The organism is Vibrio sp. 1F263 (genome assembly GCF_041439035.1).
GTDB lineage: Bacteria > Pseudomonadota > Gammaproteobacteria > Enterobacterales > Vibrionaceae > Vibrio > Vibrio tasmaniensis_A.
This window is the reverse complement of the sequence record NZ_JBGONI010000007.1, coordinates 41455-55962: the sequence shown is the minus strand read 5'-3', so window position 1 is coordinate 55962 and position 14508 is coordinate 41455. Positions and strand designations below refer to the sequence as shown.

The following is a 14508-nucleotide window of genomic DNA, read 5'->3' as shown; positions in this document are numbered from 1 at the left end:
TTAGTCTATTGTTTTAACAGAAACTTTCTCTGGCTGTCCCAGTTCACTTGGTAAGGTGTATTTGACGGTCGTTCCTGGCATCAAGTAAGCGCTTGTTTTTTTGCTTAGGACTTCCCAATCGACCGTTTTGTTTGCTTTATCGCCAGAGAAATTAAACTCCATACCATTCATGTTCAGTACTCGCTTACCATCGTTTCGGATAGTAACTTGGCGGTTTTGAAGTGTAGTGGTTGGAATTGATTTACTGGATGTGGGAGATACAAAAACCAAAGTTGCAAACTCTAGTAACATGGAAATAGAACTGTCGTCATTTTCCTCAATCTGATTTTCTAGCTCAATTTGCGTAAAGACAATACGGTAGGTGTCGGTTTGTTTTATTGGCCCTGTTGGCATGTAACGTACGCGGAAAGTCTGAGACTTTTGGCCGTCAATTTTTGCTTGAGGTGGTAGGATGAGAAATTCATCTTCTGACGGGGTTAAGATTTCTTCACCAGTAGAAAAATCAGTTTGATAGACGTTTACTTCTAGGAGAATCGGCTCTTCTTCAACATTAGTCACTTTATACAAACCTTGAGAATTCCGGCCCACATCATCAAGTTCTAAATAGATGGGGCTTACCTCGTATGCGAAAAGAATAGAACTAAACAACAAAGAAGATAGAAGAGTGGTAATCCTAACCATAGATATTTCTCCATAAAATAACTTGGCTCGATAACCGAGCCAAGTTTTGTTTGTCTATAAGACAATGTCCATAAAGTGTTGTTCGGTGATTAGCTTGCTGGACCTGCTGCTGCAAGACTCACTTTGATTTTACCTTTATATTTACCTGCTCGTGCAAATCCTGAATCTTCAGGTTTCACATAAATGGGATGCTTGTTGATTTTGTTCACCAAGTGTTCGCCCAATGATGGAATTGGTGGTGCCGTTACTTCTATGGCATGGTCGTTTTCAGTGTTCGCCACCATGTCTGAACCAATTCTTACTTTATAGTTAATTTTTTCACCCATATTGTGCTTGGTTACACCGTTTAGTTGGTAAGCTGTAACTGAAAATTCCAAATCAGCACCGTAATTACACCAAGCACGTAAGTTACCTACTAAAACTTTCTTGTTGTTGAAGCCATTGCTCCACGAATCAGTATGAACTTTGTTCGCTTTACGTAGAACGTTATTCTTCACGTCTTTTTTACCGATTCGCAATAGACAGCGTTTTGGAACTCGACCTTCGATTCGAATCGTCTTTTGGTCCGTTTTGCTCAGTGTTGTAAAGTCCACAGCATTATTAAACTGAACCGCAGAAGCGCCAAAAGAAAGTGAAGCGGCTGCTACAGCGGTAGCAAGAAGTAACTTTTTCATCGTTCAATCCCTCGTTAGTTAAGATGCATACCCGTGCATCACTTTTAAAGGTTACGAGGGAACAAAGTGCCAAACCTCATCACATAGAGTGAAAAATATCGCTTACATAGGGTGAGTTTAGAATGAGTTTTGTTATATTCCAATTTTCTTGTGATCTTACTATTTTCTTGTGACCTTGCTATATATCGAATCTAATTAAAGCTTTTTACCTGAGCAAGAAGTTCATACCTGGATCGTAAGTTTAATTTACGAAGTAAGTTTGATGAGTGAGTCTTCACTGTGTTAATACTGACGTGTTGCTGAGATGCTATCTGAGAGTTTGACAGCCCTTTTAGCATCAATGAGCAAGTATCCCTTTCTTTATTTGTTAACTCTTGATAATTAACGAGGTTTTCGCAAGCAGATTCAAGGCTTGGTTCATTATTCTGATAAAAAGAGACAAGTTTATTTAGAATAGTCCTAGGAAACCATATATCTTCTTGATAAACAGATAGGATTGCTTTCGATATGAATTCGAAGTTTTGCCCGACTTGCCCCGAAAATCCCTTTTCTAACCATACCGTTGATGTATTGTCATTAACATTTACGGCTAACCAAAACTCGAGTCGTTCATGAAGGATAAACCCGTACCTTTTAGGACAAGGCATCGTCTGAATATCAAACAAGACTACTGTTTCTGGCGATAGTTTAGGTATTTGCATAAAGCATCGATCATGGGTTATCTGGGCGTTAGGGAGAGATACGGCAAGTAAGTCTTTTATCACCCGTAAGTATGAGTTATTACGGGTGAGAACATGAATTTCTAAAACGAGTTCAGAATCATTTTCCATTAATGACCTCTCTACTTATTCACGTATAAATCTTGACTAATCGGTAGGTTAGGGAAGTAAATCCCTACGATTCCCAGTTCAATAATAGTAGTATCGATTAAGTATTATTCAACGTAATGAATGCGTTATTTTTATTAATTGTTGATTATTAAGGGAATCAGGGAGAGGGAAATGAGGTGCGCACCAATTGTTTCATACTTTAGTACCGTAAATGGTGCGCTTTGTTGAAGGTGAGAGCTAGTTAGTTTTTAGTTGGATGTAAATCTGCTCTACTTTGGTGCGTGCCCAATCTGTTTTACGCAAAAATTTTAAGCTCGATTTAATGCTCGGGTCTTTTTTAAAGCAGTTGATGTTCACCATGTAACTCAACTCTTCCCAACCGTAATGTTCAACCAATTCAGTCAGTAGCTTCTGTAGAGTGATACCGTGAAGTGGATTATTGCCTTGTGTCATGAGATGTTCTCGCCATTTATTTGAGTTAAGTATACCAGTTTCGCTTTATGAATTATCAGACCATTTAAGTCGGGTGTATGTGTTTCGTTATTGAGGAAATATCTAAAAGTTGTTGTGTTTGTTTTCTATAAAGCTTGAGACTTATCCTTATATGCTTCTGTCTCACTATTGAGAACTCCGGGCTTGTTTGTTGTAAAAACAACTACTGTTATCTTTATATCCTTATTCTTATAATGGATATAAAACATACAGTTATTTGAAGGGTTAATAAATTAAGGCTCAGCCTTTATTGTGTTTTCGTTATTGTGACTTCTATTAAGTAATTGAAAATAAGATGGTTAGATTTATTTTAGCTTTAATTACACTTCCTATTTGCGACCTTTAAATTCGTATGGGGTATTAATCTTGAACAACCAATCCATCACATCTATAGATGTAGGATATGTTTTTCTATATTTTCTGAATCTCCAATGGGCCGGAGGTGATGATTAGAAAAATGCATGGGTGGGGGCTGTATGAGATCTATTTCAAGAGGTTCAGAACGTAACCGCTATCGAAGCGGTCTAAAATCCAAAATAAAAGGCATCGCTATTATCGAGTTTACGATCGTGGTGAGCCTGTTTTTTGCGCTTTTTTTGACGGTTGTTGATCTTGGTATATATGGGTTTGTTAAATTGACCATGCAACATTCGGCAAGAGAGGGCGCAAGATATGCCATCACAGGTCGTTCTGACTTGGATCCTGACTCATCGAGTGATCGCGAAGCGGCAATCTTAGAAAAAATTTCTCAATCGTCGAGCGGTTTACTCGACAAAGTGATGGATGTTCAAAACATACGTGTTGAGGATGTCTATGGCAATGCAATCACCGGCTTTGGTGGTTCAGGAGACATTATTTCTATTCACCTTGATTGTGAGTGGCCATCTGTAAATCCCTATATGTATGTTTTGCTCGATGATGGAAAGTTCAAATTTACCGTTAGCGCAGCGATGAAAAACGAAGCTTTTTAAGGAGGAAAAGGATGTTTCCTTTACAGATAAAAAAATCCGCAGAGAAAGGGTTTGCGGCAATCGAAATGACCTTAATAGCACCATTATTTATGTTGCTTATTGTTGCTGCTGTCGATATCACGCACCTCATTCAAGCCAATCACATCATTATCAGTATCAGTCGAGAAGGTGGGAACATTATTTCTCGGAGTAATACTGACACTCCCCAAGAAGTGATGGACATCATTGCGACGACATCGGGAACATTGGACTTAACGCAAGACGGTGTCATTTACATTACCGAGGTGGTTGGGCAAGAAGATGCTTCCCCCTACATTAAAAGTCAATATCGATGGAACCAATACGGATTAAGTAAAAATAGTGCTATTTGGTCTAGTTGTAGTAATTGGGCAAATGATGGGGAGTGTTCTGATGTGGATTCAGATGATCCTCCGCTCATAAACAATCTAGCCGTTGCACTTGATGACGGGGAGATCGTTTACAGCGTAGAGGTATTCTATGACTATTCACCTATTTTTAGTCGAGTATTCGACGAGGAATATATTCTGAGCGACACAACATATATGTAGGGAGGTCAAAATGGATAAGGGAACCCCAATCAAATATCGTTATAGTCGGGGGTTAGTGGCTTTGATGTCAATCATCGCACTGCCTTTTATTTTGTTAGTTGTTGGACTTTCAGTGGATGCTGGACGTGCTTATATTGTTAAGTCTAAATTATTTGCGGCGGTTGATGCCGCGAGCATAGCAGCCGCAAGAGCGGTCGCTAATGGCGAAGATGCTGGCCGTGCGGCAGCTCAAAAATATTTTTCAGCCAATATCCCCGCCGACTTTTATTCAGCAACGCCTAGCTTAGGTGCAGTGAACTTCGCATATGATTCTTTTGGTAACATCTCCATAGATATTTCGGCCACAGCGCAAGTGCCCACTATCTTTTTGCCCTTGATAGGGTTAGATACATTTAACCCTGGTGTTTCCGCACAATCCATTCGTCGACCTGTAGATCTAGTGTTAGTGATTGATAATACAACCTCCTTGAGACTGGGGAGCATCGGTGATGTAACACAAGATGTTATTGATCGGTCTAAGTCGTTCGTTGAAAATTTTCATGAAGGATTTGATCGAATTTCATTGGTCAAGTTCGCTTTTGGAGCTGAAGTCCCTGTGGGGTTCAATGCGACGCGTGGACATAGTCGGAGTACCATCAAATCTGAAATTGACAGTTTTAACTTTGGTAGCACCTCAAATGCCCAATACACCAATGCATCGGAAGGGATGTATCGAGCTCTGAATGAACTCAGAACGGTGACTGATCCTGCCAACTTGAAAGTGATCGTGTTCTTTACTGATGGAGCGCCAAATACCTTTGCTACGACGTTTGATTTCGAAGGGGGGGGAACTCACACTGGAGCCATAAGATCGAGCGACGGTAGTAGTGGTAGGCCTAGAGGTCTTTGGAGGCATGATACGATTGCTACCACTTTACCAGGCGGTTACGAGGGGCGAGATATTGATGACTATATCAGCGAAATTCCTGAGCACTACACAGCCCATGATACTAATGCCACTGAATTCAAAATTTTAAACCCGACTCATGCGGTGCGCCCAGTGGCGCAATATGCCCCTAATAGCCATTCAGCAAATGATTTGTATACCAGAGTGAATCGGGTTGCTCGTAATCTAGTTGAAGACATCGCGGAAAAGGCTAGAACGGAAGACATTTATGTATTTACGTTGGGTTTAGGCTCATCACTTACATCGGCAACTGGACCTGATAGTGAGTTTGGTGAGGACTTATTGTTACGAATGGCAAACTCTAGCGCGCTTTTAGATGATCCAGATCTGAGTTCCGACTATGATCCCGCTCAGCTTGAAGGGGTGTATTGCCATGCCATCGATGAAGAGGCATTAGGCCCTTGTTTTGATGAGATGTTAGACGTAATTATCAGGTTAACCTTGTAATACTTGTCTGCGGGTTATTGCTTGCGTTAAGACTGTCAGTAAGAAGAACAGTCATTAGGAAGTAGAATTACATAAAAAGAGGGAGCTCTTAAGCTCCCTCTTAGTGCCAATTTCAGTTTAGTAGCACTCTTTATTCAGTGTTAGGTGCAAGTAATGGTTATTCTTCCCAAACCACCAATTTATCTTTCGGCCAGTTATGACCGATTTCATGGTATTTCTGCTCAAGGATATGTCGCTTTATCTTGAGAGTCGGGGTAAGTACACCGTTGTCGATGCTCCACGGTTCCTTAATCATCAGTACCCCTTTGATCTTCTCATGCGAGGCTAACTGTTCGTTCATTTTTTCAATGACACGTTTACTTGTTCTTTCATAACGAGCTCGATCAAAATTAGGGAAGTCATGCGGTACCACTAGTAGGATAGGACCAGGTAAGCCTAAGCCGATCAAACACATCATTTCTACGCGGCTGTATTCAAACAGTTTGTTTTCGATTGGCACTGGAGCCACAAACTTACCTTTCGCAGTTTTAAAGGTGTCTTTTTTACGTCCCCGGATCGTTAGGTAGCCCTCGCTGTCGATATCACCAATATCACCAGTATGAAGCCATCCCTCAGAGTTAAAAGACTCTTGGGTGGCTATGTCATTTTTGTAATAGCCAGAGAACATACCTTTGCTTCGAACCAAAATTTCTTCATCTTCTGCAATTTTGAGTTCGATGCCCGGACCAGCATTACCCACAGTACCAATTTTGTCGGCTCTAAACGGGTGATTAATCGTGCTGTAGGCGAAAGACTCTGTCATTCCCCAAGCCTCGGTAATGTGTAGACCAACACTCTCATACCATGCGAGTAGAGCCGGTGATACCGGAGCTGAACCACATCCCAAAACGCGGGCTTGATCTAACCCTAGGCCATCAGCCAGTTTCTTCTTAATGATGTTGTTGATAAACGGAATCTTAAGTAAGAAATTCAGTTTCTTCTGCGGAAGCTTATCTTGGATTCGTTGCTGGAACAGAGTCCATAAACGAGGAACTGAAATAAATAGAGTAGGGCGATGCATTTTCACATCATCAATAAAGGTATCTAAAGACTCCGGGAAAGCAGTGACTATACCGCCCATTACCGATGAGCCAAAGATGTAAACGCGTTCTGTAATATGGGCAAGCGGTAGATAAGAGAACAAGCGATCGCCGGGTTGGATACCAATATGATCGATCAACCGTTGAACTGACCACGTAAAGGCGCCGTATGTGAGCATCGCGCCTTTTGGTAGCCCTGATGTACCCGAAGTATAAACAAGCGACATTACTTTATCATCGTGATGCTGAGGACGCTTGGTTGAGGGTTCATGGGTATCGATGAGTTGTTCGAAAGTATGTTGGCACTTCGCTGCGCTATCGTAGGGAAGTGAGATACTCACCAAGTTTGGATTATCATCCAGTACTATTTGAGTGGCCTTAGGATCGTCGAGTTTACCCGCAATCACAATTTTACTTTCACTGTGTTCAATACAGTACTGTATGGTATCGGCACCCGCTGTTGGAAAGATTGGGACGCTGACAAAATCTCCTAACATCATGGCAAGATCGCAGATAAACCATTCTGCACAGTTTTTCGATACGAGAGCGACTCGATCACCGGGTTGGGCTCCGAGTCCTTCTAATGCTGACGCCAGTTTCAGTGCTTTGTCGGCCACTTCTTTAAAAGTAAACTCAACAAATTGGCGGTTAATAATTTGCTTTAAGTAGACTTCATCTGGGCGTTCTTCTGCCCATTTTAAAATCATGTCATTGGGTGTAGGGAGAGCTGTTGCTTGTTCTTGGCTAAACTCGTTAGGCTGAATCATTGTCTAACTCCATGTTTTTCGCTAAGTTATTTTTGTTAAAATCATGTTAAATGTAACATGATTTTTTCTTTTAGGGAGTAAAATTAGCGTTTATGTTCTTTGTTTTCCGTTATCTGTGCAGGCTCGCCTGTAACTTGCAGGCGTTACTCCAGTCCGTTTCTTAAAAATTCTCGAGAAATATGACACATCCTTGTATCCACATTGATAGGCAATGACAGCAATTTTTGATTCGGTATCTGCCTCGATTAACTTTTTGGCAAGTAGAATGCGTTTATCGCACACGAAGTCTCTAAAGCTTACTCCAAAGTGTAGATGAAACTTCTTAGAAAAATAGGTGGTTGAACAGTGACATTTCTCGGCGATCTCTGTTTCTCTGATTTCTTTGTTGATGTTGTCCATCACAAAGTTAATAACTTCGGATGTGAAGACCTTTACAGGCAGTTGGTTGTTGTTGTTTGTGTCTCTGTCGATATCGAAGTGGGACTCGAACATATGCTGTGTCTTGGCCTTAAGCTCTTCGAATTGACTGGTCAGATGATTACTGTTTGTTTCTATGATGAAAAATATATTCTTATGATTTCGAACGATATTAGGTAACGGGTCAGAGCAAATAATGACAATTCTTTTGTTCAAATTTTCGCAAATAGATAAAGCCATGGTAAGTAGTTGGATTTTATCTGCGCTATTCAATATGAAAAATACCAATCTTACATCTAAGTTACTGATTATAGATATGTCTTGTTTGAAGTTTTTAATAGAAAAATAGTGGCCCATTTTATTAATAATAACGGAGTTGAAATCACTATCTTTGTCCGACAATAACGGAGTTACTATTTTCATATCAATATAATCTTCGTTTCATATCGGTTTTTTTGTCTAAAAACAACCGAATAACAAGTAATAGTAATTAGATTAGAAGTACCACAAGAAAGTGCAAGTAAATGGCAAAATAATCCTAACCTAATATATCGTTCAGCTCTAGATTTAGTTTACAGGTAAATAAAACCTGATACGTAAATCAAGGAGAGATTCTTATGAATAACCTATTGAAAAATATTAAAGAATTTATGAATGATGAAGAAGGTTTAACGGTCATCGAATATGTGATCGGTGCTGCTATGCTCGTGTTAGGGTTGACAACCATATTCAGTGGAATTGGTAATGTCTTGTCAGCGAAACTCAGTGCTATTGTTAATGCTATTAGTACGACAACAGCCCCGTAGACACTATGAATAAAAAGGGAATTAGAAAGCAGAAAGGACTAACTATTGTCGAGTACGTTATCGGTGCTGCTTTACTTGTCATTTTTGCTTGGGCCATATTCTCTGGTATAGCTACAGCCTTATTCAGTAAGTTCATATTAATTGTGTCAGGTATATAAATGAATGATAAGTGAATCTCTAGTTTTTTGGGTGCTATTAATTATTGTTTCAGTCTTCGATGTGAAAGAAAGTCGGATACCGAATAAGGTGCTGATTTTATTCGTATTGCTGTACTTTATTTTATTGATTAATGGCGGATTTTCTTGGGATTCACTTGTTATTTCTTTGATGGGGGCTATTACTCTTTTCTTCCCAGGGCTTTTTTTATATTTATTAAAAGCAATGTCTGCTGGTGACGTCAAGTTTTTGGGTGTGATAGGTCTATATGTTGGATGGGGAAATCTACTTGATACTTCTTATTATATTCTCATTTCCTCAGGGATAATCGCTACGTTTTACTTGCTCTATAATAATGCAAACAGTGAATCTCTGACCGTTAGAAACTATTTTGAAGAGAAATTAATGTTAGTTAGTGGAATGTCAACTAGAACAAAGAATTTGTCTACGGTTCATTCTAGGTATTCAAATAAGGTGACGATGCCTTTCGCACCTTCAGTTGTTATAGGCTTAGCGATGTATAGCTATTTTACGTAATTTAAATTGAATTATTATTCGATGTGTTGGAGAGAGCATATGGATATTAGTGGGATACCGTCCCCGAGTAATTTAAAGCCTCAAATATCAGCACCTGTGGTTCCTACATCCATTGAAATGCTTGGTGTACCTGAGGTTGTGATTGAAAATTTATTACTCAAACACCTGTCCGCTTACCCTAAGTCAGATGTCTTGGATCTATCTAACTATTTGTGTGTGGTTACGCATATTGTAGAAAATGGACTTGCGGTACTTAGACAAAAATCATTCATTGAAGTTTTTCAACCAACTTCAGCTTTAACGTTAGACTCATCTTCACACAGCCATGTCCGTTATTCACTGTCTGAAAAAGGCATAGAAGAAGCTGATTTAGCTTTCACTCGAGATGCTTACTTAGGACCCGTTCCCGTATCTCTTTCTCAATATAGCAATATTGTTAATCAACAAGATTTACGTTCTGAATTAGTGACTCGATCGCATGTTGAAGCGGCTCTTAGTGACGTCTACGGAGTCGACAGAATGATATCAGTGTTGGGACCTGCAATTAATTCCGGCAGGGCTCTACTTCTTTATGGGCATGCTGGTACAGGTAAAACGTTTGTAGCAACACGTATCGTCAATGCTTTGCATACTTCGGTGTTTATCCCTTATGCCGTTTACGCCTTCGGTAATATTATTAAAGTTTTTTCTACGCAACATCATAAACCGCTAGACAGTAACGGTAGTGAAACATTGGTTTCTCTCAAGGATCAGTACGACAAGCGTTGGCTCAATTGTGAAAGACCCAATATCCAGGTGGGTGGAGAGTTGACCATGGATATGCTCGAAGTTAATCATTCTGAGAACAGCCGAGTTTGGCTAGCGCCTTTACAAATGATGGCAAATAATGGGATTTTGGTTATTGATGACCTCGGGCGTCAACCAATGCCAGTGGACAACCTCCTTAATCGCTGGATTGTACCTATGGAGCACTACTTCGATTACTTATCGTTACCGAATGGACAGCAAGTTACGATGCCATTTGTGCTCACACTCGCTTTCTCTACCAACTTAAACCCGGATAAGATCAGTGACCCAGCGTTCTTGCGTCGGTTGGGTTATAAAATTGAATTTAAACCTCTTTGCCAACGAGACTATGAAGCTTTATGGATGAGCGTCGTTGCTGATAAAGAAGTAGAGCTTCAAGATGGATTCTTTGAGCGTTTGTCTCAAATGCACACGCTTCTTAAGGTGCCACTTTTCCCATGTTTACCGAAAGATCTCGTTGGTATAAGCAAAGATATTCTTTCGTTTGAACAACTCCCGCCTGTTATTACCTTCGATATTCTTTCCATGGCATGGGAAGTCTATTTTACCTCTGATGGACACGAGGAAGAAAATAATGAATAAGAGTCAAGTTTTCCTACTGTTTTTACTGTCCGTAGTATTTGGCTTAGCGGCTGTATTTTTTGCTAAGCAATGGATGGATAACCAAGTTCAACCGACGATTGAAGTTGAAGAGGTTGAGCGTCACCCGGTTGTAGTCGCATCTCAAGAAATTGAAGCTGGAACCGTAATTGAAGATCAGTACTTAACGACGAAGCTGATGGAAGTGGATTGGATCAATGAAAATAATTACTCAGATCAAAACGAGCTAATTGGAAAAGTTGTCGCCAATACTATCTACGCAGGAGAGGTGCTTCATAAGTTGCGCTTTACCGTTCCTGGTGAAGGTTCAACACTCGCTGCGTTGATTCCTGAAAATAAGCGAGCAGTAACTATTCGAGTCGATGATGTTATTGGTGTGGCAGGGTTTCTATTACCAGGAAATAAGGTCGATATTCTTAATACCGTTTCCTATGGCAAAAACTCTGCGGCGACTCGAACAGTGTTGAAAGATATTAAAGTGTTAGCCGTAGACCAAACAGCAAGAACCAAAGAAAACAGCCCTATCATAGTTCGAGCGGTAACACTTGAGGTGACCCCAAAAGATGCAGAGAAGCTTCTTACGGCGAAGAGCAAAGGCAGTATTCAGCTTACCTTAAGAAACCCTCATGAGGTTGATAAAAAAGTCGTTCGTCGATACGTGCCTAGACCCAGTGTCACCATTATCAAGGGTACGGAAACATCCAGTGTGCGCGTCAAGGATTGAGGTGAGATATGAGAATTATATTAGCGTTATTTTTGAGCCTGATTTGTTTTTCGACCGCAAGTGTTGCTGCATTGCAAACGGGAAAAACAGTGACGGTTCCACACCATAAATCTACACATGTGGTGTTATCAGGCAAAGCGAGCAAGGTTTCACTTGGTGATCCTGATGTTTTGGATATCGTAATTTTAAAATCTAACGAAGTGTTTTTGATTGGTAAAAAGTTAGGTGCGACAAATCTGATGGCTTGGGATTCACGAGGACAGTTGATTGAGTCGATTAATATCGAGGTCACTCATGACTTAAATAGTTTGAAGTCCAAGCTGTATGAGTTTCTTCCTGATGAGACTATAGAGGTTCACAGCGCGCAGAATCGTTTGTTACTGAGTGGGCAAATTAGCAACCAACAGAAGATGAATGTTGCCATGCGAATTGCTGAAACTTACGCAGCAGGGCAAGCTGCAGACGACTCTAAAGAGAGTGGTAGTGAGCAAGTTGCTACCACCGGAGTCATCAATTTAATGTCGATTGGTGGCGCTCAACAAGTCATGTTAGAAGTGACGGTCGCCGAGGTTCAGCGAAGCTTAGTGAGAAAGTTCGATGCCAATTTCCACTTCTTCCAGACCAGTGGCTCTAACTTTTCATGGGGTGCATCATCGGTTCCTGCTGGTGTATTAGGGGCTACGCCTGTCTTTGATATTCCAACCTCTACTGATTACGGGATTTTAGGCTCGTTCATTGATAGTAATACCCTGTTTACATTCGCCCTGGATGTAGCAAAACAGAATGGTGTAGCGAAAGTATTAGCTGAACCTAACTTAACCGCATTAAGTGGATCTAAGGCTGAGTTTTTAGCGGGTGGTGAATTCCCTATCCCTGTGCCAGATGAAGATGGTATTACGATTGAATATAAAGAGTATGGGGTCGGTCTGAAATTTATCCCAACGGTTCTGAGTGATAAAAAGATCAATCTAAACTTGGCTGTGGATGTGAGTGAAATTGCGAACAGCAGCTCGTTAACGATTGACCCTGGTTCGACGAATGCGACGTATTTTATCCCTCCAATCACACGTCGAAGTGCCTCTTCTACGCTTGAACTTGCGGATGGACAAACTATTGGTATTGCGGGGCTTCTGAGTGAAAACGTGCGGGACGTCAGTAACAAAATGCCAGGTATTGGGGATGTGCCAATTTTAGGTCAGCTCTTCAATAGTCAAGAGTATGTATCTGGCGAAACAGAGCTTGTCATTCTTGTTACGCCTAGGCTCGCTAAACCCGTAGACAGAAGCAAAGTCACACTGCCAACTGATGCCTTTGTTGACCCGAATGACCTGGAATATTACTTGTTAGGTAGAAGCGCTTATATTGCTGAGCCTTCTGATTCTGAAGACAACAGTAATGTAAGTTCTTCTAAACCTATCACACCAACTGATGGTGGTAGTGAAGGTTCATTCGGTCATGATTTGTAAGGAGATAGATATGATTAGAACAATGATGGTCTTTCTCGCACTGGTATTAGTTGGTTGTGCGAATGACGCGCCTTTAGGGCAGTCGGTTGTTCAGTTGAAAGTGGAACAAACGTACAACCCGAACGCGACTCAAGAGAACTTGGAAGTTTTACCTGATGGGACTGGTGAGCGTATGCAAGCTAGTTATGACAGCTATGTGGGCAAAGGTGATGAGGATCTTTCCGGAAATAATAGCCAGGTTTTACAAAGCTTTAATTAGCGTGGAGGTACTTTATGTCGTATCAAGTATCAAATAGTCCCAAGAAGCAGGGAGGTTTGGTGGTCATCTTTGTGACCATTGCGTTACTCGTATTCCTTGCGGTGTCTGCTTTGGCGGTGGACATCAACCATATGCTAGTGAATAAAACGCGCTTACAGAATGCGGTTGACTCCGCTGCATTAGCTGCAGCCACTATATTGGATAACAGCAAAGACCAGGCTGCGGTATCTGCAGAAGTTACATCAACATTGAATGCTATGGCGGGAGCTTCTGGTAATCATGAATTTAATTTTTCTACAGCAGTGGTAAGTGTTGAATATTCCAATGACCCTCAAAGTTTTGCGGGGGCAACTACGTTTGGTGCTGATGATGACGTTTATGTTCGCGTTAATGTTAGTTCACTGGATATGGATGAATTTTTCATTCAGATGTTTGGTTTAGCTAAAGATGTATCGGCAACAGCGGTTGCTGGGCCTAGTTCTGGACTGCAAGTCGTCAACAACATTGTACCTATTGGAGTATGTATTGGTGATGGAACTTCAGATAATGACATCAATGAAGACGGCTATGATGATGCGACCGGTGAAGCAATTACCAATGTATTTGGCTATGAAGTAGGAACCGTTCATGCTCTAAAAGTGGGTGATAAAAAACTGTCACAAATGGGGAATGGTAACTATCACTTGCTGGACTTTGGGTCTGGGGGAAAAACAGTAAAAGAGGCGTTGGCTGGTTATTACGACTACTCCGTAGCTATTGGCGATAGTGTCACTACCAAGCCCGGGGGAACTGTCGGCCCCACTGCTGATGGGTTGAACACTCGCTTTGGTGATTATGGTGGTGGTTTATCAAGTTCAGCTTATCCTTCTGATTATGTCACTACCGAGCCTAACTCCCAAATTAAGATAGATAAAAAAACGGGCGACATTAATTTTGATGGCTCTTATACCTATGCTCAATATGAGTCAGACACAAACGCATGTATTACAAACAATGGTTCGGGTTGTGTTTCTGGTGGTACAGCATGGCGACGCATTCTTCCAATTCCGATGGTCGATTGTTCGGGTAAAAGTGGTGGAGTAACCAGTTTTACCGTGCAGAAAATAGGGTGTTTCTTCTTATTGCAAAAGGCACCAAGTAATAATTCAGGAACCCCAGCAGTATTTGGTGAGTTTATACATTCTTGTAGTGTCGCTGGTGGCTCTGGTGGTTCTGAATCATCAACTGAAGGTCCATACAAAATTGTTTTGTATAAAGACCCTGATGGGGGAGGCTCTTAG

General features: G+C 41.0%; 16 protein-coding genes. 10 read left to right on the top strand and 6 right to left on the bottom strand.

All coding sequences use genetic code 11. The annotated features are described in order from the left end of the window. The 4 genes from ACED25_RS06815 to ACED25_RS06800 all read right to left on the bottom strand — a co-directional run bounded on the left by ACED25_RS06815 (position 1) and on the right by ACED25_RS06800 (position 2638). Positions 1–681 (bottom strand): molecular chaperone, encoded by a 681-nt coding sequence (locus tag ACED25_RS06815; protein WP_371694931.1) that lies wholly within the window; start codon positions 679–681, stop codon positions 1–3. Between the two features lie 89 nt (positions 682–770). Further along, complete coding sequence (locus ACED25_RS06810) at positions 771–1355, bottom strand: hypothetical protein (protein ID WP_086048837.1); 585 nt, start codon at positions 1353–1355, stop codon at positions 771–773. Between the two features lie 191 nt (positions 1356–1546). Beyond that, positions 1547–2185 (bottom strand): response regulator transcription factor, encoded by a 639-nt coding sequence (locus ACED25_RS06805; protein ID WP_009847509.1) that lies wholly within the window; start codon positions 2183–2185, stop codon positions 1547–1549. 237 nt (positions 2186–2422) lie between these two features. After that, a complete protein-coding gene (locus ACED25_RS06800; RefSeq protein WP_371694929.1) occupies positions 2423–2638 on the bottom strand; it encodes a VF530 family DNA-binding protein in 216 nt (71 codons plus the stop codon). A gap of 515 nt (positions 2639–3153) precedes the next feature. On the opposite strand from ACED25_RS06800, the gene ACED25_RS06795 reads away from it, so the two are divergent. The 3 genes from ACED25_RS06795 to ACED25_RS06785 are packed head-to-tail and all read left to right on the top strand — an operon-like array spanning position 3154 to position 5610. Beyond that, complete coding sequence (locus ACED25_RS06795; RefSeq protein ID WP_371694927.1) at positions 3154–3648, top strand: TadE family protein; 495 nt, start codon at positions 3154–3156, stop codon at positions 3646–3648. Positions 3649–3659: 11 nt separating this feature from the next. Then, positions 3660–4217 carry a TadE/TadG family type IV pilus assembly protein gene (locus tag ACED25_RS06790; RefSeq protein WP_102582441.1) on the top strand — a complete coding sequence of 186 codons (558 nt, stop codon included), beginning with the start codon at positions 3660–3662 and terminating at the stop codon, positions 4215–4217. 10 nt (positions 4218–4227) lie between these two features. Further along, positions 4228–5610, top strand: a complete 1383-nt coding sequence (locus ACED25_RS06785; RefSeq protein WP_371694925.1) for a vWA domain-containing protein — start codon at positions 4228–4230, stop codon at positions 5608–5610. Between the two features lie 157 nt (positions 5611–5767). On the opposite strand, the gene ACED25_RS06780 is transcribed toward ACED25_RS06785, so the two are convergent. Together ACED25_RS06780 and ACED25_RS06775 are read right to left on the bottom strand one after the other, a co-directional pair. Next, the gene (locus ACED25_RS06780) at positions 5768–7456 is read right to left on the bottom strand and encodes an AMP-binding protein (RefSeq protein ID WP_371694923.1); all 1689 of its coding nucleotides are present in this window, start codon (positions 7454–7456) and stop codon (positions 5768–5770) included. Positions 7457–7546: 90 nt separating this feature from the next. Further along, on the bottom strand, positions 7547–8296 hold the full coding sequence (locus ACED25_RS06775; RefSeq protein ID WP_371694921.1) for a helix-turn-helix domain-containing protein: 750 nt from the start codon (positions 8294–8296) through the stop codon (positions 7547–7549). Positions 8297–8490: 194 nt separating this feature from the next. Here ACED25_RS06775 and ACED25_RS06770 point away from each other — a divergent pair, with 194 nt between their 5' ends. The 7 genes from ACED25_RS06770 to ACED25_RS06740 all read left to right on the top strand — a co-directional run bounded on the left by ACED25_RS06770 (position 8491) and on the right by ACED25_RS06740 (position 14508). After that, positions 8491–8679, top strand: a complete 189-nt coding sequence (locus tag ACED25_RS06770; protein WP_009847502.1) for a Flp family type IVb pilin — start codon at positions 8491–8493, stop codon at positions 8677–8679. Between the two features lie 162 nt (positions 8680–8841). Beyond that, the gene (locus ACED25_RS06765; protein ID WP_371694919.1) at positions 8842–9372 is read left to right on the top strand and encodes a prepilin peptidase; all 531 of its coding nucleotides are present in this window, start codon (positions 8842–8844) and stop codon (positions 9370–9372) included. Between the two features lie 39 nt (positions 9373–9411). Next, complete coding sequence (locus ACED25_RS06760; protein ID WP_371694917.1) at positions 9412–10761, top strand: ATP-binding protein; 1350 nt, start codon at positions 9412–9414, stop codon at positions 10759–10761. Next, entirely contained in the window at positions 10754–11503 is a 750-nt protein-coding gene (gene cpaB, locus ACED25_RS06755; RefSeq protein WP_009847499.1) for a Flp pilus assembly protein CpaB, read from the top strand. Before ACED25_RS06760 ends, cpaB begins: the two co-directional genes overlap by 8 nt. Before the next feature lie 8 nt (positions 11504–11511). Continuing rightward, complete coding sequence (locus tag ACED25_RS06750) at positions 11512–12969, top strand: type II and III secretion system protein family protein (RefSeq protein ID WP_371694915.1); 1458 nt, start codon at positions 11512–11514, stop codon at positions 12967–12969. Beyond that, entirely contained in the window at positions 12959–13228 is a 270-nt protein-coding gene (locus ACED25_RS06745) for a hypothetical protein (protein ID WP_032555265.1), read from the top strand. The genes ACED25_RS06750 and ACED25_RS06745 overlap by 11 nt, the downstream gene beginning before the upstream one ends. Before the next feature lie 14 nt (positions 13229–13242). Then, positions 13243–14508 (top strand): pilus assembly protein TadG-related protein, encoded by a 1266-nt coding sequence (locus ACED25_RS06740; protein ID WP_371694913.1) that lies wholly within the window; start codon positions 13243–13245, stop codon positions 14506–14508.